The sequence below is a fragment of the Vibrio sp. R12-SG2-ISO1 genome, assembly GCF_059834045.1.
This window is the reverse complement of sequence record NZ_JCBDGO010000027.1, coordinates 35,380-53,690: the sequence shown is the minus strand read 5'-3', so window position 1 is coordinate 53,690 and position 18,311 is coordinate 35,380. Positions and strand designations below refer to the sequence as shown.

Here is an 18,311-nt window from a genome sequence, read left to right as displayed (position 1 = left end):
AAAGGCGACCTTTTGGCCGCCTTTTGATGATGCTTAGCTGTTACTTCGAATGTAAGCCTTTTTTCTCCAGCGCCTTGTAAATGAGCGTTTGCTGGATAAGTGTTACCACGTTCGAAACCAACCAGTAAAGTACTAGGCCAGACGGGAAGAACAGGAAGAAGAAGGTAAACATCACCGGCATAAAGGTCATGATCTTCTGCTGCATTGGGTCTGTCACTGTGGTTGGGCTCATCTTCTGGATGAGGAACATCGACGCACCCATCAGTAGCGGCAAGATGTAGTATGGGTCTTGCGCAGAGAGGTCGTGAATCCAACCGAAGAACGGCGAGTGGCGAAGCTCGACCGATTCCATCAATGCCCAGTAGAGGGCGATGAAGATCGGCATCTGGAGAATAAGCGGTAGACAGCCACCCAGCGGGTTCACTTTCTCTTTCTTATACAGCTCCATCATCTCTTGGCTCATGCGCTGACGGTCATCACCGATACGCTCACGCATTGCTTGCAGCTTAGGCTGAAGCATACGCATTTTCGCCATTGAGGTGTATTGGGCTTTGGTCAGTGGGTACATGGCACCACGGACAATGAACGTGAGGATCATGATAGAGACACCCCAGTTCACCGCAAAGCTCTGAATGAAAGAGAGCAAAGAGTGCAGTGGCTTCGCGATGAACCATAGCCAGCCGTAATCGACCACCAAGTCTAGGTTAGGTGCTGTTTCCGCCATCGCGTCTTGCAGTTTTGGACCCACCCACAGCGTGGCGTTGAATTGCGCAGACTCACCATCAGCGATGGTTTTGTTTGGCATGCGAACGCCGATGTCGCCCATGTTACCGATCACGCGAGTGTAGAGATTGGTGCCAGGCTCATTGCGTGGGATCCATGCACTCGCAAAGTAGTGTTGGATCATCGCTGCCCAACCTTGACCATTCGGTAAGGTGATCGACAGATTACGGCTTTGCATATCATCGAAGCTGTACTTTTTGTAACGAGTGTCGTCGCTGGAGTACGCACCGCCACGGTAAGTTGGCATAGTGATGCTGCCACCATCGTCCATCAGGTTTTGACGAAGATGCGCGTACATACCAAAAGTTGCGTTGTTGCCTGATAGGTTGCGAACATCAAATTCGACATCCACTGCGTAGCTGTCACGCTTTAGGATGTAGGTTTTGGTGTATTCAAGACCGTTGGCCGCGTACGTCATTGGAATGCGCAGCTCATCTTGACCTTCTGCCAAGGTAAAGCTGTCGGCATCAACGGCGTATTGCGGACGATTCGAGCTGCTTAAGTCAATGCCCTGTGGGCCAACAAGGCCACTTTGAGCGATGAACTGGTGGCCCGCTTCGTTTTTGAGAAGAACGAATGGATCGGCGGAATCAAGTTCAGCGGAGTACTGGTTTAGGTCTGCATGAACCACATCACCACCTACCGTATCAATGGTTAACGTCAAAACGTCAGTGGTTACGGTGATGGTTTTTGCTGAAGCTTGTTGTGACGGTGCGGGATCAAGCTCATCTGCAAAAGATGGTGCAGGTAAAGTACTGCTTGATTGTGCCTGCTCAACCGGCTGCGGTGCTGGGTTCTTTGCGACTTGCCATTGTTGGAACAAGAGGAAAGAAACCAGTGCTAGCGCGATTAACAGGATATTACGTTGAGAATCCATCGTTATTTATCTCTGTCTTGTGTTTGGGCTGGTGGAACGGGGTCATAGCCACCTTCATTCAAAGGGTGGCATTTTAATAGACGTTTGCTTGATAACCAACACCCTTTTACAAAACCGTGAGCTTTCAACGCTTCAATGGCATAGGTAGAACAGGTTGGAGTAAAACGACAGCGCGGCCCAATAAGAGGACTAATCAGGCCTTGATAGAGACGGACCAGCCCGATGGCTAGCCACGTGAAGGGCGAGACAGACGCTGCCATAATTTATCAAACAGGGCGAAAATTTCATCATTGCTGAGATCTTGCGCGCTTTTCTTGGCAATAACAACAAAATCTTTATTAGGAAGTTGGTGTTGTTTGTTACGAAAACTTTCGCGAGCAAGGCGTTTAAAGCGATTACGGCCAACGGCAGTTTTGATTTGCTTTTTAGGTACCGCAAGTCCCAGTCTTGGATGGGAAAGGGTATTGTTACGGGCAATGATGGTGAAATGAGGTGAGCCAGCTCGGTGAGCTTGCTGGAAGACATTTTGATAATGCTCGGGAGTTAACAAACGTAACTCCCGATTGAACGCGTACGTATTCAAAATAAAAAATTATTTTGACAGGCGCGCACGGCCTTTAGCACGACGTGCATTAATTACTTTACGACCGTTCTTAGTTGCCATGCGAGCACGGAAGCCGTGAGTACGCTTGCGCTTTAGAACTGTAGGTTGAAAAGTGCGTTTCATGATAATTACCTTTACTGATCAGTAGTTTTAGGTCGATGTTAACCCGGCGTGGGTCAAAGCGTCTTCTTTATTAAGATAAGGAGGACAAACCGACGCCTCTCAACAAAGAGGCGGAATTGTAATCACTGTCACATTAAGAGTCAATGATGAAATTCCGCGCCGGGGGATTATACGTAGTGTGAGCAAAATCTCAAGGATCAAAGGATCCTTATCGGCGATCCTTGTCGCTGTTTACCGGTGATCCCTTTCAGCGATAGTTACTCAGCGCCTACCTGTCTTAAGAACTTCTTCAGCCTTGGATCTTGTGGGTGATTGAAGAGTTCATCTGGCGATCCCTGCTCAACAATATGGCCTTCAGCCATAAAGATCACGCGATCCGCCACTTCTTTTGCAAACTGCATTTCATGAGTGACCACCAGCATGGTTTGGTGTTTAGTGGCGAGATCTTTCATCAGTTGCAGTACCTCACCCACCCATTCTGGGTCTAAGGCTGAGGTGGGTTCATCAAACAGCAGCAGTTCCGGTTGCAGCGCCATCGCTCGACCAATGCCGACCCGTTGCTGCTGACCACCAGAGAGGGCCGCTGGGTAGCTGTCGCCTTTGTCACTAAGGCCAATATCGTCGAGGATTTGCTGCGCGCGAGCCAGCGCTTGCTCTTTTTTCCAGCCACGTACGGTAATCAGCCCTTCGGCAATGTTTTGTCTGGCGGTCATATGGGCAAACAGCGCGTAGTTTTGAAACACAAAGCCGGTTTTGCGCCTTAGGGCTAACACGTCCGATTTGGTGTGTTTGGCGCTGTCGACCGTGACATCATCAATGGTGATGGTGCCTTGATCAGCATTCTCAAGGAAATTCACACAGCGCAGCAGCGTCGATTTACCGGTACCGCTTGAGCCGATGATCACGATGATTTCGCCCTGTTTGATGTTGAGATCAATCCCTTTCAATACTTCGCTGTCACCAAAGCGCTTATGAATATTGGTCAGTGTAATCATCGTACGTACGCCTTATTGAGTTTCGCTTCTGCCCAAATCTGCACGCGGGTCAAAATGACCACCACGCCCCAGTAAATCAGCGCGACCGCCAAAAACGCTTCGAAAAAACGAAAACTGGATGACGCTTCCATCTGCGCTTTGGCCATGATTTCGGCCACGCCAAGGGTAAAAGCAAGCGAGGTCGATTTGATCATGTCGATAAAGTAGTTCATCAGCGATGGCAGTGCTACGCGCGTTGCTTGCGGCAAAATAATGCGGCGCATGGCTTGAGGTGTCGTCATACCCACCGACAAGCTCGCCTCCATTTGGCTGCGATCGATGCCGATGATGGCGGCGCGAATGCTCTCTGCCATATAGGCGGCAAAGTGGAGCGTTAAGCCAATCACTGCGGCGCTAAAGGCATCGAGTCCCACCAATAAAGGAAAGATTTGTGGCAGGCCATAATAAAGAAGAAACAGCTGCACCAGCAGCGGCGTACCGCGGAAGAAGCTGATATAGAGCTGACTCAACTGATCGAGCACTGGGACGCGAAATACGCGAATATTGGCCAATATCACGGCTAAAATTAGTGAAAACACCAAACCCCAAGTGGCCATTTCCATGGTGGTGCCAAGGTACTTGAGCAGTATTGGCATCAGGTTGAGCATGTAATTAAAGTCGAATCCCATTACGTATCCCAATGACTAAGGCGAGAAAAACAAAACCCACTGCAAGCAAGGGAGCAGTGGGTTTTTTCGTCAATCCGAAACGGATTTATGGAGGCGGAGCCGATTACTGAGTAATGTCAGCGCCAAACCACTTTTGAGAAATTTGCTCTAGTGTACCGTCAGCACGCATTTCTGCCAGTGCTTTGTTCACTTCTGCTTGCAGTTTTTGGCCGTTCTCATTGTTCACGAATGGCCATGCGTTTTGAATAGTTTCAAACGGCTGACCGGCTAATTGTAGCGGTAGGCCCGTTTTTTTGATCAGCTCAAGTGCAGAGAGACGGTCCATAACGAACGCATCCGCGCGGCCTAGTGCCACATCGTGTTCGATACCTGTGTCGTAGGTTTTGATGTTGATTTTGCCGTCTTTGTCGTAGCTACGTAGCAGTTGCTCAAAGTTTGAACCTAAGTTCACCGCTACGGTTTTACCTGCGAGATCTTCCACGCCTTGGATGTCGTCGTTGCCTTTACGCACGGTGATTTGCGCGCCATCTACGACGTATGGGTCAGCAAACAGGTATTTCGCTTGGCGCGCTTCTGTCATAGTGATCTGGTTTGAGATGGTGTCGATGCGGCCCGTCTCTAGAAGACCAAAAAGACCTGAGAAATTGGCGGTCACGTATTCCACTTGGTAGTCGTTACGTTTGCCAATCTCATCCCACAGATCCACTTCAAAGCCTTGCAGTTTGTCTTGCTCAACGAAGGTGAATGGGAAGTAACGGCCAGACATACCCACTTTGACTTCAGTCGCAGCTTGAACGGTGGCAGCAGAAAGTGCGATAACGGCAACAGCCGCTTTAATCCAGTTTTTCATTTTACAACTCCTAAAATTTATAGGGAGAAATACTACTGTCATCCTTGTCATTTAGATAAATAACAAGTTGCCATAATCTAGATGGATGCGGAATAAGATTATAGCTGTGGATAATCATTGACGCTCTACCTATGGGTTTGGGGCGATTCCTCATGCCAAGATCCGCCAGATAATGATCGCCGTGAGACGATTCATTCACAGAGTTATCACCAGATCGACGATCCTGCGATCATTGCGCCATTGTGGATCAATGTGTGGGTAAAAATGGGGCAGGGTGTGATGATCTCACCAATAATGGCAGAAATATTGTGAATAACTTCGATCTTATTCACTGGATCCTCGATCAATCGCTGGCGATCTCGGTTATCAACAGGTAAAATTGCCAGTCTTTTCCGATCATAGAATTACGAGTGAGGGCATCGTGTCATCTTCGCTTTGGTTGCAATGTTTGCAACAGCTTCAAGAAGAGCTTCCAGCAACTGAATTCAGCATGTGGGTCCGTCCTTTGCAAGCTGAACTCAACGACAATACTCTCACTTTATTTGCGCCCAACCGTTTTGTCCTTGATTGGGTTCGCGATAAATACCTCAACAGCATTAACCGTCTTTTGCAGGAATATTGTGGTAACGATATTCCAAACTTGCGTTTTGAGGTGGGCAGTCGCCCTGTGCAAGCGCCGACGCCTGCGCCCAAACGCACTCCGGCCGATGTGGCGGCGGAATCGTCAGCCCCGGCACAATTGCAGGCGCGTAAGCCTGTGCATAAAACCTGGGATGATGACCCGCAAGCGATGGCAGACATCAACCACCGCTCTAATGTGAACCCTAAGCATAAGTTCAACAACTTTGTTGAAGGTAAATCGAACCAATTGGGCTTGGCGGCGGCACGTCAGGTGGCGGACAACCCAGGCGCGGCGTACAACCCGCTCTTTCTGTATGGCGGCACCGGTTTGGGTAAAACTCACCTGCTGCACGCTGTGGGCAATGCGATTGTCGACAACAAACCCAACGCGAAAGTCGTTTACATGCACTCAGAGCGTTTTGTGCAAGACATGGTGAAAGCGCTGCAAAACAACGCGATTGAAGAGTTCAAGCGTTACTACCGCAGTGTCGATGCTCTCTTGATCGATGACATTCAATTTTTTGCCAACAAAGAGCGTTCACAAGAAGAGTTCTTCCATACCTTTAACGCCTTGCTTGAGGGCAATCAGCAGATCATCTTGACCTCGGATCGCTACCCGAAAGAGATCAACGGCGTAGAAGATCGCCTGAAATCTCGCTTTGGTTGGGGATTGACGGTCGCCATCGAGCCACCTGAGCTTGAAACGCGCGTCGCCATCTTGATGAAAAAAGCGGAAGATCACCAAATCCATCTGGCGGATGAAGTGGCGTTCTTTATTGCTAAGCGCCTGCGCTCCAACGTTCGTGAGCTAGAAGGGGCGCTCAATCGTGTGATTGCGAACGCCAACTTCACGGGGCGTCCTATTACGATCGATTTTGTGCGTGAAGCTCTGCGTGATCTGCTTGCCCTGCAAGAAAAGCTGGTCACCATCGACAATATTCAAAAAACGGTCGCGGAATACTACAAAATCAAAGTGGCGGATCTGCTCTCTAAGCGCCGCTCTCGTTCAGTTGCGCGACCTCGTCAATTGGCGATGGCGCTGGCTAAAGAGCTGACCAACCACAGCTTGCCAGAAATTGGTGATGCCTTTGGTGGCCGCGATCATACGACCGTACTGCATGCGTGTCGTAAGATTGAACAACTGCGTGAAGAGAGTCACGATATTAAAGAGGATTACTCCAACTTAATCCGTACTCTTTCTTCGTAAATCGCGCTATTCTAACGGTTTATATTCATGGCCAAGATAGGGCTCAATCCCTTATCGTGGCCATGTTTGTTCTCTTCGCCAACAACAAGATTTCTTTAAGAGCGTGCTATGAAATTTTCCATTCAACGTAGTCATCTGCTGAAACCACTGCAGCAAGTCTCAGGGGCGTTAGGTGGCCGTGCCACTCTACCTATCCTTGGTAACTTATTGATCAAAGTAGTGGACAACCAACTAACGTTGACGGCGACGGATTTAGAAGTGGAGCTGGTCAGCCGTGTGCAGCTTGAAGGTGAATTTGAAGCGGGCAGCGTTACTGTCCCGTCGCGTAAGTTTCTCGATATTTGCCGTGGACTGCCTGATGACGCGGTGATCACCTTTGTTTTAGAGGGCGATCGCGTGCAACTGCGCTCTGGTCGCAGTCGTTTCTCTCTCTCTACACTGCCAGCCAGCGATTTTCCAAACATTGAAGATTGGCAGAGTGAAGTCGAACTCTCCCTAACGCAAAGTGAACTGCGTGGGCTAGTAGAAAAAACGCAATTCTCGATGGCGAACCAAGACGTGCGTTACTACCTCAATGGCATGTTGTTCGAGATTGAAGACACCACGCTACGCAGCGTGGCCACCGATGGTCACCGTATGGCGGTTGCTCAAACTCCGCTGGTCGGCGAGTTTGCCAAAAAGCAGATCATCGTGCCGCGTAAAGGAGTGCTGGAATTAGTCAAGCTGCTGGATGCACCAGAGCAACCTGTGGTGCTACAAATTGGTAGCTCAAACCTGCGCGCTGAGGTCAACAATTACGTCTTTACCTCTAAGCTGGTGGACGGTCGTTTCCCTGACTACCGCCGCGTGATGCCACAAAGCACCACCAAAACATTGGAAGCGGGCTGCGATGAGCTGCGCCAAGCGTTCTCGCGTGCGGCGATCCTCTCGAATGAGAAGTTTCGTGGCGTGCGCGTTAACCTAGACGGCAGCGAAATGCGCATTACCGCCAATAACCCAGAGCAAGAAGAAGCGGAAGAGATGCTCGATGTGCATTTTGACGGCGAGCCGATTGAGATTGGCTTTAACGTCAGCTACGTGCTCGATGTGCTCAATACGCTGCGCTGCGAGACCGTGAGAGTCTCGATGTCTGATGCCAACGCCAGTGCGTTAATTGAGAACAGCGTCGATGACAGTGCCATGTACGTGGTGATGCCGATCCGACTCTAGCATGCCGCTCTCTCGTCTTGTTATTAAGCAGTTTCGCAATATCAAAGCCTGTGATATCTCGTTATCATCAGGCTTTAACTTTCTTATTGGCCCGAACGGCAGCGGGAAAACCAGTGTCCTGGAAGCCATCTATTTACTGGGCCACGGTCGGTCGTTCAAAAGCAGTTTGACCGGGCGAGTGATTCAAAATGACCATGATGAGCTGTTTGTTCACGGTCGTTTTTTGAACTCGGATCAATTTGAGCTACCCATTGGCATTAATAAGCAGCGTGATGGCTCAACAGAGGTTAAAATAGGCGGTCAATCTGGGCAAAAGTTAGCCCAGTTGGCGCAAGTGTTACCACTGCAACTGATTCATCCTGAAGGGTTTGATCTGTTGACCGATGGACCGAAACATCGCCGTGCATTTATTGATTGGGGTGTATTTCATACCGAATCGGCCTTTTATGATGCATGGGGGCGTTTTAAGCGCCTAAACAAACAGCGCAACGCACTGCTGAAAACAGCCCGTAGCTATCGAGAGCTCAGTTATTGGGATCAAGAGATGGCGACACTGGCGGAAAGCATCAGTCGTTGGCGTGGTGAGTACGTTGAGCAATTGACGCACAAAGCCGAAGAGATATGCCGGGCATTTTTGCCTGAGTTTGATATCTCGCTCAAGTACTATCGTGGTTGGGACAAAGAGACGCCATACCAAGCGATTCTCGAGAGCCACTTTGAGCGCGACCAGGCGCTGGGTTACACCTTCAGTGGCCCAAATAAGGCGGATTTACGCATTAAGGTAAATGGTACGCCAGTGGAAGATGTCCTGTCTCGGGGTCAGTTAAAGTTGATGGTGTGCGCGCTACGCGTCGCACAAGGCCAACATCTGACTGAGATGACGGGCAAGCAATGCATCTACTTGATAGATGACTTTGCCTCTGAATTAGACAGTCAACGTCGCAAGCGTCTTGCTGATTGCTTGAAACAGACGGGGGCTCAAGTTTTTGTCAGCTCTATTACTGAAAGCCAAATCAGCGACATGCGTGATGAAAATGGCAGGATGTTCCATGTGGAACATGGCACAATAGAGCAAAATATATAGCGGAAGATAACTCATGGCTGAAAATTACGATTCATCGAGTATTAAAGTACTAAAGGGTCTGGATGCGGTTCGTAAGCGTCCGGGTATGTACATCGGCGACACGGATGATGGCACCGGTCTGCACCACATGGTCTTTGAGGTGGTAGATAACTCAATTGATGAAGCGTTGGCGGGTCACTGTAAAGACATCGTGGTGACCATTCATGAGGATAACTCTGTCTCTGTCAGCGATGATGGCCGTGGTATCCCAACAGAGCTTCACCCGGAAGAGAAAGTCTCGGCGGCAGAAGTGATCATGACCGTACTTCACGCAGGCGGTAAATTTGATGACAACTCGTACAAAGTCTCGGGTGGTCTGCACGGTGTGGGCGTGTCGGTAGTGAACGCGCTGTCTAAGAAAGTGACGCTGACAATCCATCGCGGTGGAAAAATTCACACTCAAACTTATCACCATGGTGAACCTCAAGCGCCACTGGCTGTGATTGGTGATACAGAAAAGACGGGGACAGAAATTCGTTTTTGGCCTAGTGAAGAGACGTTCTCTAACACTGAGTTCCATTACGACATTCTTGCAAAACGTCTGCGTGAGCTCTCTTTCCTAAACTCTGGCGTATCGATCAAGCTACGTGATGAGCGTGAAGAAGACAAACAAGATCACTTCATGTACGAAGGGGGTATTCAAGCCTTTGTCGATCACTTGAACACCAACAAGACACCGATCATCGAAAAAGTATTCCACTTCAACTCCGAGCGTGAAGATGGCATCTCTGTTGAAGTAGCGATGCAGTGGAATGATGGTTACCAAGAGAATATCTTCTGTTTCACCAATAATATTCCACAGCGTGATGGTGGTACTCACCTTGCTGGTTTCCGTGCAGCCTTGACGCGTACCTTGAACTCGTTCATGGACAAAGAAGGCTTCTCGAAGAAAGCGAAAACCGCAACGTCTGGTGATGATGCGCGTGAAGGTCTCACGGCGGTTATCTCAGTGAAAGTGCCGGATCCAAAGTTCTCAAGCCAAACCAAAGATAAGCTGGTTTCTTCTGAAGTGAAATCTGCGGTTGAGTCAGCAATGGGCGAGAAACTGTCAGAGTTCCTTGTTGAGCATCCAACAGAAGCAAAAATCGTTTGTACCAAGATCATCGATGCGGCACGTGCTCGTGATGCGGCGCGTAAAGCACGTGAGATGACTCGTCGTAAAGGCGCACTAGACCTTGCTGGTCTGCCAGGTAAATTGGCGGACTGTCAGGAAAAAGATCCAGCACTGTCTGAACTCTACATAGTGGAGGGTGACTCGGCAGGCGGCTCCGCTAAACAAGGCCGTAACCGTAAGAACCAAGCGATTCTTCCACTGAAAGGTAAAATCCTCAACGTAGAGAAAGCGCGTTTCGACAAGATGCTCTCTTCTCAAGAGGTAGCGACGCTGATCACTGCGCTTGGCTGTGGTATCGGTCGTGACGAATACAACCCAGACAAACTGCGTTACCACAACATCATCATCATGACCGATGCGGACGTCGATGGTTCGCACATCCGTACGCTACTGTTGACCTTCTTCTACCGTCAAATGCCTGAGCTGATTGAGCGTGGTTACGTCTACATCGCTCAGCCACCGCTGTACAAAGTGAAGAAGGGTAAGCAAGAGCAGTACATCAAAGATGAAGAAGCGATGAACCAGTACCAAGTCTCTTTGGCCTTGGACAACGCAGCGCTGCACGTCAACGCGGACGCGCCAGCGTTGGCGGGTGAATCTCTAGAGAAGCTGGTTCAGCAATACAATGCGGGCATCAAGCTGGTGGATCGCATGAGCCGCCGTTACCCGCACGCCTTGATTCATGAGTTGATTTACGTGCCACGTTTGACCGCAGAGCAGTGTCATGACGCTGCTGTGGTAGAGGCTTGGACCAAGACTTTGGTAGAGCAGTTGAACGCCAAAGAAGTGGGCGCGAGTCAGTACCAATATGAAGTAGAGCAGCATGCTGAGCTCGGCTTGAACTTGCCGAAAATCATCGTGCGCACACATGGCGTAAGACATGAATACGCACTGAGCGTCGATTTGATCAACTCGAAAGAGTTTGCCAAATTGGCCGATCTCTCTGAAGCGCTGAATGGCCTTATTGAAGAGGGCGCGTACATCAAACGTGGTGAACGCACTCAGCCGGTGAGCAGCTTTGTCGAAGCGCTAGAGTGGCTGATCAAAGAGTCTCGCCGCGGATTGAGCACACAGCGATACAAAGGTCTGGGTGAGATGAACCCAGATCAGCTTTGGGAAACCACCATGGACCCAGAAACGCGTCGCATGATGCAAGTGACCATCGAAGATGCGGTTGGCGCTGATCAGCTCTTCACGACATTGATGGGTGATCAGGTTGAGCCTCGTCGTCACTTTATCGAAGAGAACGCGTTGAAAGTGGCGAACTTGGATGTGTAAAGTTCCTAGTTTCTAGAAGCGAGTTTCTAGAATTAGAAAAAGCGCAGGTCGAACGAGCTGCGCTTTTTTATTGGTTTCTATTTTCCATTTCAATCCAATACATTGTCCCACTCTAGGATCTAGGAACTATAAACTTTTTCACTCTTTCCTCTTGAAACCATTTTGGCCGATCCCTATATCTATTGTTGAAGAGGGAAGCTGTCTTGCTCCGATGAGAAGAAACAGACCTTCTGGACTCGCTGAAGAGGTATCGCTCCTATGAGGATGGCCTTAACAGCACACGTTAACACTGAGTTTGTTGCTATGTCCTACGTGCTGGCCCTATAGAGGCAGCCAGAGGAATAGTGAACGAATCCCTTAGTCGCTAGGGGTCGAGTTAATCATCGTCCCTACACAGTCACGACTAAGACTATTGCTTAATCAAGAGGATAGTATGATGAGAACTGTAGATTTCACTCCTTTATACCGCAACGCGATTGGTTTTGACCGTCTTCTTAATATGATGGAAGCCAACAGCACGAAAAACAGCTCCGGCGGTTACCCTCCGTATAACATCGAACAGAAAGATGAAAACCACTACCGTATTACCATGGCAGTGGCAGGCTTTGCCGAAGAGCAGCTTGAACTGACGCAAAAAGAGAACACCTTGATTGTTAAAGGTGAGCGTAAAGAGGAAGAGGGTAAGAACTATATTTACCAAGGCATTGCTGAGCGCGACTTTGAGCGCAAGTTCCAATTGGCCGACTATGTAAAAGTGACCGGTGCGAGTATGGAAAATGGCTTGCTGCACGTTGATCTTGAGCGTGAAATTCCTGAAGCGATGCAACCGCGTAAAATTGCCATCAACTCAAGCCACTTGCTGGAAAACAAATAAGCGAGCTTCCGCGCCGCTATATGCGATATAAAATGCAGGTATAAATAGTGAAAGAGCGCCAATCGGCGCTCTTTTTATGCTTGGTAATGTTAGGGCGGTTAGCCCTGCTGGTAGGCTTTTTGCACTTCTTCAGCGATGATTTGGATGCCTTTTTGCATCATCTCGTCGTCTTGTACATAGTTCATTCGCAGACACTGGTGCGCATGATCCCACTCATCTTCTTGGCCGATAAAGAAGTACTCACCCGGAACAATCAACACCCCGCGTGCTTTCAAACGTTGGTAGAGTTCCATGGTGGTGATAGGCAGTGCATCAAACCAGAGCCAGAGGAAAATCGCCCCTTCTGGCTTATGAATACGAAAGCGCGGATCGGTAATCGCCTCTTGCAGCAGTTCGACTGCACGCTGAGATTTTTGCTGATAAAACGGCTTGATGACCTCTTCACTCAAACGCAGAAGATCGCCTTTTTCAATCATATGGTGTGCCAGCGCCGGCCCTACACTGCCTGGCGCTAGGCTGATAATGCCATTCATGTTGGTGAGCGCTTCTGTGATGGCTTCATTGGCAATCACAATCCCACAGCGCACGCCAGGCAAGCCTAACTTGGACAAACTCATGCAGAGAATGGTGTTCTCATTCCAAAAGGGCGTCACCTCCTCAAAAATGATATTGGGGAAGGGCACGCCGTAAGCGTTGTCGATGATGAGCGGAATATTGTTGTCGCGCGCGAGTTTATCGAGCTTGATGATCTCCTCATCGGTCAGCACATTGCCCGTCGGGTTGGTCGGGCGAGACGCGCAGATCGCTGCAATCGAGTCATCGATCTTTAGTTGCTCAAAATCGACGTGGTATTTGAACATGCGACTGTCGAGTTGCTCAATTTCCGGGTGGTAAGAGACAAAAATATCCTCATCAATGCCCGCATCCCCATAGCCAATGTACTCAGGCGCTAACGGCAGCAGAATCTTTTTGTGTGAGCCATCGGGCTGCGTGCCTGCCAGCAAATTAAACAGGTAAAAAAAGCCGCTTTGACTGCCATTGGTTAAGCTGATGTTCTTTTCACTGACCTCCCAGCCATAGGTCTCTTTGAGCAGGGCAGCGAGTGCTTTGACGAAGGCATCTTTGCCTTGTGGGCCATCATAATTGGCGAGCGCTTGAATCCACTCGCCGCTGGTCAGCATCTCTTGGCTGGCTTGGTGAAAGTAATCAATCATGGCGGGAATGGCCGCAGGGTTACCGCCACCGAGCATGATGGCGCCGGGTGTGCGTAGACCATCATTGAGGTCGTCCATTAATTGGGTAATGCCGGAATATTGATTGAATTTTTCACCAAACTTTGAGAACTGCATGACTCACTAACCTTGATCTGATTATTGCTTTACTGAATGGGTGTGTTGATCAGTGCGTGGCTGACCAATAGAGTAATCCTTGAACATACAGCAATGGCAATGTGAGGCAAAGCACTATTTTAGTGCGCAGAACTGGTCTGTTTTGTTGGCATAAAAAAGCCCAACTCATTGAGTTGGGCTTGGTGTCATCTATCCGTACGCGCGATTATTTCTGCAGGAGAGAAATGTCGGCAATCTGCAAGAACAAGTTACGTAGGTTGTTCAGTAGCGTTAGACGGTTCTTCTTCAGCGCTTCGTCATCGGCCATAACCATGACGTTATCGAAGAAGGCATCCACAGGCTCACGTAGACCTGCTAGCTTGCTGAGTGCTTCTTGGTAGTTGCCTGTTGCGAACGCAGGCTCGAGCGCTTCTGTCATCACTTCAACGCTTTCTGCCAGTGCTTTCTCTGCGTCTTCTTGTAGAAGAGCGAGATCGATCTCTGCGGCCAGCTCACCATCGAATTTCGCTAGGATGTTACCGACACGCTTGTTCGCTGCGGCCAGTGCTTCCGCGGCTTCTAGCTCACGGAAGTGAGAGACCGCTTTAACGCGTTGGTCGAAGTCTGCTGGTTTGGTTGGACGATTCGCCAATACCGCTTGGATGATGTCCACGCTGAAGCCTTGGTCTTTGTACCATGCATTGAAACGACCCAGCATGAACTCGATAACGTCGTTTGCAACGTTCGCGTTGGTGAGTTTGTCGCCAAATAGAGACTGCGCTTTCGCGATAAGGTCTGTTAGGTCTAGGTTGTAGCCGTTTTCGACGATAATACGTAGCACACCTAGAGATGCGCGGCGCAGTGCGAATGGGTCGCTACCTTTAGGTGCTTGGCCAATACCGAAGATACCTACAATCGTATCGAGCTTGTCAGCCATAGCGACAGCAGATGAGATACCTGTGCTTGGTAGGGCGTCACCGGCGAAACGCGGCATGTACTGCTCGTACAGCGCTAGGGCCACTTGCTCGTCTTCACCATCGTGGGTTGCGTAGTGCATGCCCATGACACCTTGAGTATCGGTAAATTCGAATACCATAGAGGTCATTAGGTCGCACTTGGCGAGTAGACCCGCACGCTTCGATTTTTCAACGTCAGCATCGATCTGCTCAGCGATGTAGCCAGCAAGTTCAGTGATGCGATCAGTTTTGTCTTTGATCGTACCAAGCTGCTTTTGGAAGATCGCTTGCTCTAGCTCAGGGAGACGGTCGATAAGCGGGCGCTTACGGTCAGTGTTAAAGAAGAACTCGGCATCTGCTAGACGTGGACGTACCACCTTCTCGTTACCTTCGATGACGTAGCGAGGCTCTTTTGATTCGATGTTCGATACGAAGATGAAGTTAGGCAGTAGCTTCTTATTGTCATCGTAGACAGGGAAGTACTTCTGGTCACCCTTCATGGTGTAAACCAGTGCTTCAGAAGGCACTTTTAGGAACTCTTCTTCAAACTTCGCGGTTAGAACCACTGGCCATTCAACCAAAGACGTCACTTCTTCTACTAGGTCATCTTCTAGATCCGCTGTACCACCAAGCGCTGCTGCTGCTTTTTGCGAATCGGCAAGGATGATCGCTTTACGCGCCTCAAAGTCGGCCATGACTTTACCGCGCTCTTCTAGGATAGCAGGGTATTGCTCGGCAGAATCGATAGTGAACTCTTGTTCACCCATGAAGCGGTGACCACGGATAGTGCGGCTGGATGCGACACCTAGGATCTCACCTTCAATCAGCTCAGAGCCCATTAGCATGGTCAGTGTTTTAACTGGGCGGATAAACTGAGTCGTCTTGTCACCCCAACGCATTGGCTTGGCGATAGGTAGGTTAGCCAGTGCTTTAGCAGCTAGGTCGACTACGATGTCAGACGTTGCTTGGCCTTTCACTTCTTGTTTGAACAGTAGCCATTCGCCTTTGTCTGTCACTAGACGGTCAGCTTGTTCAACCGTGATGCCGTTACCACGCGCCCAGCCTTGAGCCGCTTTAGTTGCATTGCCGTCAGCATCGAATGCGACAGAAACTGCAGGACCACGCTTCTCAACCACTTTGTCTGCTTGGCCTTCCGCTAGCGCTGAAACCTTAAGCGCTAGACGACGAGGCGCGGCGTACCATTTCACACCTTGGTGTGCTAGGTCTGCGCCTTTTAGCTCAGCTTCGAAGTTGGCTGCGAACGCTTCCGCTAGAGTGCGAAGTTGCGTTGGTGGTAGCTCTTCAGTACCCAGTTCAATTAGAAATTCTTTCGCCATGATTACTTCTCCTCGCTCTTTGCATCTTGGGTACGGCACATTGGGAAGCCTAGTGCTTCACGTGATGCGTAGTAGGCTTCTGCAACAGATTTAGTCAGGTTGCGGATACGAAGGATGTAACGTTGGCGCTCGGTGACCGAGATGGCTTTACGTGCGTCTAACAGGTTGAAAGCGTGCGCCGCTTTCAAGATGCGCTCGTAAGCGGGTAGAGGTAGAGGTTTCTCTAGCTCAAGGAGTTCTTTCGACTCTTTTTCACACTGGTCGAAGAAACTAAATAGGAAATCGACGTCAGCGTGCTCAAAGTTGTACGTTGACTGCTCCACTTCGTTTTGGTGGAAGATATCACCGTACGTCACGTTCGAGCCGTCTGGTGCGACGTTCCATACTAGGTCGTAAACGGAGTCAACTTCTTGGATGTACATAGCAAGACGCTCGATACCGTAAGTGATCTCACCAGTCACCGGTTTACACTCTAAGCCACCGACTTGTTGGAAGTAGGTAAACTGCGTCACTTCCATACCGTTTAGCCAAACTTCCCAGCCTAGACCCCAAGCGCCTAGCGTTGGGTTCTCCCAGTTATCTTCAACGAAACGGATGTCGTGGACTAGCGGGTCGATACCCAACACTTCCAGTGAGCCTAGGTACAACTCTTGAATGTTGTCTGGCGATGGCTTAAGTGCTACTTGGAACTGGTAGTAGTGCTGAAGACGGTTAGGGTTTTCACCGTAACGGCCATCGGTAGGACGACGAGAAGGCTGAACGTAAGCGGTTGACATTGGCTCTGGGCCAAGGGCGCGCAAACATGTCATTGGGTGAGAGGTACCTGCACCTACTTCCATGTCGAGTGGTTGAACAATGGTACAGCCTTGTTGGGCCCAATAATCCTGCAGCGCGAGGATCATACCTTGAAAGGTTTTGATGTCGTATTTTTGCATAGTATTCGCGCGATTCTCTGAGAAAGTTCTGTCTAAATGAAGAAAAAATAACAATCAAGTATACCGAGATATTCGATGTCCGAGTAGAGCAAATCGGGAGAAATTCTCGCTGAAAAATCTCCTTTAATGGAATTTTATCGACTTAATGACCAAATTTTTCTTAAAGTCGCATTTCTATGAGAAATCTCGCCGAACGCCCCTTTGGGTATATGTGCACGTTTGCGACTTGAGATTTTTCAGTGAGATGGATAGAATTGCCGCCATCTTTGGGGAGTAGCTGACCAAATAGAGGGCTTCTGTTTGGTTCGACCGTCAACATAATCGGTGCAAAATCACCGTGGCGCTCGAGATTCATCGCCCGATGAATTAAGCAAGACCTTAGATAAACATCGTGAACCGGGGTGGGGCGCGAGGTTTGTCTATGGTAAAAATAATAATCCTGCCCCAATGAGCATGTCGTGAGCGTTTTAGCCATTTCTATTACTACTGTTGCCCTTGCTGAGATTGGCGACAAAACCCAATTATTGTCTTTATTGTTGGCCAGTCGGTATCGCAAACCCATCCCGATTATAGCGGCGATCTTTTTTGCCACCATCGCCAATCATGCCCTTGCGGCGTGGCTCGGTGTGGTTGTCGCGGACTACCTCTCGCCAGAGGTACTCAAGTGGGTGGTTGTTGCCAGCTTTTTGGCGATGGCCGGCTGGGTGCTGATCCCCGATAAACTCGATGATGAAGAATCCATTTCCAATCGTGGCCCCTTTGTCGCAAGCTTTGTTGCGTTTTTTATTGCTGAGATTGGCGATAAAACCCAAATTGCGACCTCGATTCTTGGCGCCCAGTTTGCTGACGCGCTGACTTGGGTCATTTTAGGCACCACCATTGGTATGTTGGCGGCGAACGTGCCGGTTGTTGTGATTGGTAAGCTTTCTGCGGACAAGATGCCGCTGGGTTTGATTCGTAAAATCACCGCACTGCTGTTTGTCGCGCTCGCTTTAGGCGCGGCCTTATGGCCATGATGGCCTCGGCGTCACACAGGCAACATTTGCCCTGAGTCGTGATCTAGGTTTGATTTGCCACTGTGCGTGCGTGTTAACGTAGTGCTGTCGATGATAGCGAGAGGGCAAATACATGCTGACACGTTACATGGGTATCACACCGAAAAGTCAAAGTTATCTGTTCACCTTTGGTTTGGCGCTTTGCTTATTGGCACTCCCACTGACCGATATGTGGCTGCCTATTGTTGCCGGCTCGTTCATATTAACCGGTCTCACGGTGGAGGCCTGGATTCGAGTCGCGCACATTATCCCAATGCATGAAGAGATGCGGGCAATGCAAAAGCAGTTGCAAAAACTGCAAGCAGAAGTGCGCAGCTTGGAATACGACGAATAGCGACGCGAAATCGAGAGAATCAAATCAACAACGGCAGCCA

18 protein-coding genes are annotated in these 18,311 nt (G+C 49.5%); 8 read left to right on the top strand and 10 right to left on the bottom strand.

Going from position 1 to position 18,311, the window contains the following annotated elements; translation table 11 throughout:
- Positions 1–40: 40 nt before the first annotated feature.
- The 7 genes from yidC to AC6R10_RS17825 form a co-directional block, all read right to left on the bottom strand.
- Positions 41–1,660: a membrane protein insertase YidC gene (yidC, locus tag AC6R10_RS17855; RefSeq protein WP_500673098.1), complete on the bottom strand. Its 1,620-nt coding sequence runs from the start codon at positions 1,658–1,660 to the stop codon at positions 41–43.
- A 2-nt stretch (positions 1,661–1,662) separates the two neighbouring features.
- On the bottom strand, positions 1,663–1,920 hold the full coding sequence (yidD, locus tag AC6R10_RS17850; RefSeq protein ID WP_334555529.1) for a membrane protein insertion efficiency factor YidD: 258 nt from the start codon (positions 1,918–1,920) through the stop codon (positions 1,663–1,665).
- Positions 1,887–2,210: a ribonuclease P protein component gene (rnpA, locus tag AC6R10_RS17845; RefSeq protein WP_334555528.1), complete on the bottom strand. Its 324-nt coding sequence runs from the start codon at positions 2,208–2,210 to the stop codon at positions 1,887–1,889. The genes yidD and rnpA overlap by 34 nt, the downstream gene beginning before the upstream one ends.
- Positions 2,211–2,252: 42 nt before the next feature.
- Complete coding sequence (gene rpmH, locus AC6R10_RS17840) at positions 2,253–2,387, bottom strand: 50S ribosomal protein L34 (protein WP_005378825.1); 135 nt, start codon at positions 2,385–2,387, stop codon at positions 2,253–2,255.
- 257 nt (positions 2,388–2,644) lie between these two features.
- Positions 2,645–3,382, bottom strand: a complete 738-nt coding sequence (locus tag AC6R10_RS17835) for an amino acid ABC transporter ATP-binding protein (protein ID WP_500633428.1) — start codon at positions 3,380–3,382, stop codon at positions 2,645–2,647.
- Positions 3,379–4,050 carry an amino acid ABC transporter permease gene (locus AC6R10_RS17830; RefSeq protein ID WP_334555526.1) on the bottom strand — a complete coding sequence of 224 codons (672 nt, stop codon included), beginning with the start codon at positions 4,048–4,050 and terminating at the stop codon, positions 3,379–3,381. Before AC6R10_RS17830 ends, AC6R10_RS17835 begins: the two co-directional genes overlap by 4 nt.
- Positions 4,051–4,153: 103 nt before the next feature.
- Positions 4,154–4,900 (bottom strand): amino acid ABC transporter substrate-binding protein, encoded by a 747-nt coding sequence (locus tag AC6R10_RS17825; RefSeq protein ID WP_334555525.1) that lies wholly within the window; start codon positions 4,898–4,900, stop codon positions 4,154–4,156.
- Between the two features lie 117 nt (positions 4,901–5,017).
- On the opposite strand from AC6R10_RS17825, the gene AC6R10_RS17820 reads away from it, so the two are divergent.
- The 6 genes from AC6R10_RS17820 to AC6R10_RS17795 all read left to right on the top strand — a co-directional run bounded on the left by AC6R10_RS17820 (position 5,018) and on the right by AC6R10_RS17795 (position 12,326).
- A complete protein-coding gene (locus tag AC6R10_RS17820; protein ID WP_500673097.1) occupies positions 5,018–5,212 on the top strand; it encodes a hypothetical protein in 195 nt (64 codons plus the stop codon).
- 109 nt (positions 5,213–5,321) lie between these two features.
- Positions 5,322–6,728: a chromosomal replication initiator protein DnaA gene (gene dnaA, locus AC6R10_RS17815; protein WP_334555524.1), complete on the top strand. Its 1,407-nt coding sequence runs from the start codon at positions 5,322–5,324 to the stop codon at positions 6,726–6,728.
- Positions 6,729–6,836: 108 nt separating this feature from the next.
- Positions 6,837–7,937: a DNA polymerase III subunit beta gene (gene dnaN / locus AC6R10_RS17810; RefSeq protein WP_500626275.1), complete on the top strand. Its 1,101-nt coding sequence runs from the start codon at positions 6,837–6,839 to the stop codon at positions 7,935–7,937.
- A gap of 1 nt (position 7,938) precedes the next feature.
- Positions 7,939–9,021 (top strand): DNA replication/repair protein RecF, encoded by a 1,083-nt coding sequence (recF, locus tag AC6R10_RS17805; RefSeq protein WP_500673096.1) that lies wholly within the window; start codon positions 7,939–7,941, stop codon positions 9,019–9,021.
- 13 nt (positions 9,022–9,034) lie between these two features.
- On the top strand, positions 9,035–11,452 hold the full coding sequence (gyrB, locus tag AC6R10_RS17800) for a DNA topoisomerase (ATP-hydrolyzing) subunit B (RefSeq protein WP_500673095.1): 2,418 nt from the start codon (positions 9,035–9,037) through the stop codon (positions 11,450–11,452).
- A gap of 436 nt (positions 11,453–11,888) precedes the next feature.
- Positions 11,889–12,326 carry an Hsp20 family protein gene (locus tag AC6R10_RS17795; RefSeq protein ID WP_334555555.1) on the top strand — a complete coding sequence of 146 codons (438 nt, stop codon included), beginning with the start codon at positions 11,889–11,891 and terminating at the stop codon, positions 12,324–12,326.
- A gap of 98 nt (positions 12,327–12,424) precedes the next feature.
- On the opposite strand, the gene AC6R10_RS17790 is transcribed toward AC6R10_RS17795, so the two are convergent.
- The 3 genes from AC6R10_RS17790 to glyQ form a co-directional block, all read right to left on the bottom strand.
- Complete coding sequence (locus tag AC6R10_RS17790; RefSeq protein ID WP_500673094.1) at positions 12,425–13,675, bottom strand: valine--pyruvate transaminase; 1,251 nt, start codon at positions 13,673–13,675, stop codon at positions 12,425–12,427.
- Positions 13,676–13,880: 205 nt separating this feature from the next.
- Entirely contained in the window at positions 13,881–15,947 is a 2,067-nt protein-coding gene (glyS, locus tag AC6R10_RS17785; RefSeq protein WP_500673093.1) for a glycine--tRNA ligase subunit beta, read from the bottom strand.
- 2 nt (positions 15,948–15,949) lie between these two features.
- Positions 15,950–16,882 (bottom strand): glycine--tRNA ligase subunit alpha, encoded by a 933-nt coding sequence (gene glyQ, locus AC6R10_RS17780; protein ID WP_334555518.1) that lies wholly within the window; start codon positions 16,880–16,882, stop codon positions 15,950–15,952.
- Between the two features lie 458 nt (positions 16,883–17,340).
- Between glyQ and AC6R10_RS17775 the strand changes: the two genes are divergently transcribed.
- A complete protein-coding gene (locus AC6R10_RS17775) occupies positions 17,341–17,898 on the top strand; it encodes a TMEM165/GDT1 family protein (protein ID WP_500673092.1) in 558 nt (185 codons plus the stop codon).
- 112 nt (positions 17,899–18,010) lie between these two features.
- Positions 18,011–18,271 (top strand): hypothetical protein, encoded by a 261-nt coding sequence (locus AC6R10_RS17770; RefSeq protein WP_334555516.1) that lies wholly within the window; start codon positions 18,011–18,013, stop codon positions 18,269–18,271.
- Positions 18,272–18,311: the final 40 nt, after the last annotated feature.

Bases quoted from the DNA above. Each gene is read 5' to 3' on its own strand.
- yidC (WP_500673098.1), bottom strand. From the start codon at position 1,660: ATGGATTCTCAACGTAATATCCTGTTAATCGCGCTAGCACTGGTTTCT.
- yidD (WP_334555529.1), bottom strand. From the start codon at position 1,920: ATGGCAGCGTCTGTCTCGCCCTTCACGTGGCTAGCCATCGGGCTGGTC.
- rpmH (WP_005378825.1), bottom strand. From the start codon at position 2,387: ATGAAACGCACTTTTCAACCTACAGTTCTAAAGCGCAAGCGTACTCAC.
- AC6R10_RS17835 (WP_500633428.1), bottom strand. From the start codon at position 3,382: ATGATTACACTGACCAATATTCATAAGCGCTTTGGTGACAGCGAAGTA.
- AC6R10_RS17830 (WP_334555526.1), bottom strand. From the start codon at position 4,050: ATGGGATTCGACTTTAATTACATGCTCAACCTGATGCCAATACTGCTC.
- AC6R10_RS17825 (WP_334555525.1), bottom strand. From the start codon at position 4,900: ATGAAAAACTGGATTAAAGCGGCTGTTGCCGTTATCGCACTTTCTGCT.
- dnaN (WP_500626275.1), top strand. From the start codon at position 6,837: ATGAAATTTTCCATTCAACGTAGTCATCTGCTGAAACCACTGCAGCAA.
- recF (WP_500673096.1), top strand. From the start codon at position 7,939: ATGCCGCTCTCTCGTCTTGTTATTAAGCAGTTTCGCAATATCAAAGCC.
- gyrB (WP_500673095.1), top strand. From the start codon at position 9,035: ATGGCTGAAAATTACGATTCATCGAGTATTAAAGTACTAAAGGGTCTG.
- AC6R10_RS17795 (WP_334555555.1), top strand. From the start codon at position 11,889: ATGAGAACTGTAGATTTCACTCCTTTATACCGCAACGCGATTGGTTTT.
- AC6R10_RS17790 (WP_500673094.1), bottom strand. From the start codon at position 13,675: ATGCAGTTCTCAAAGTTTGGTGAAAAATTCAATCAATATTCCGGCATT.
- glyS (WP_500673093.1), bottom strand. From the start codon at position 15,947: ATGGCGAAAGAATTTCTAATTGAACTGGGTACTGAAGAGCTACCACCA.
- glyQ (WP_334555518.1), bottom strand. From the start codon at position 16,882: ATGCAAAAATACGACATCAAAACCTTTCAAGGTATGATCCTCGCGCTG.
- AC6R10_RS17770 (WP_334555516.1), top strand. From the start codon at position 18,011: ATGCTGACACGTTACATGGGTATCACACCGAAAAGTCAAAGTTATCTG.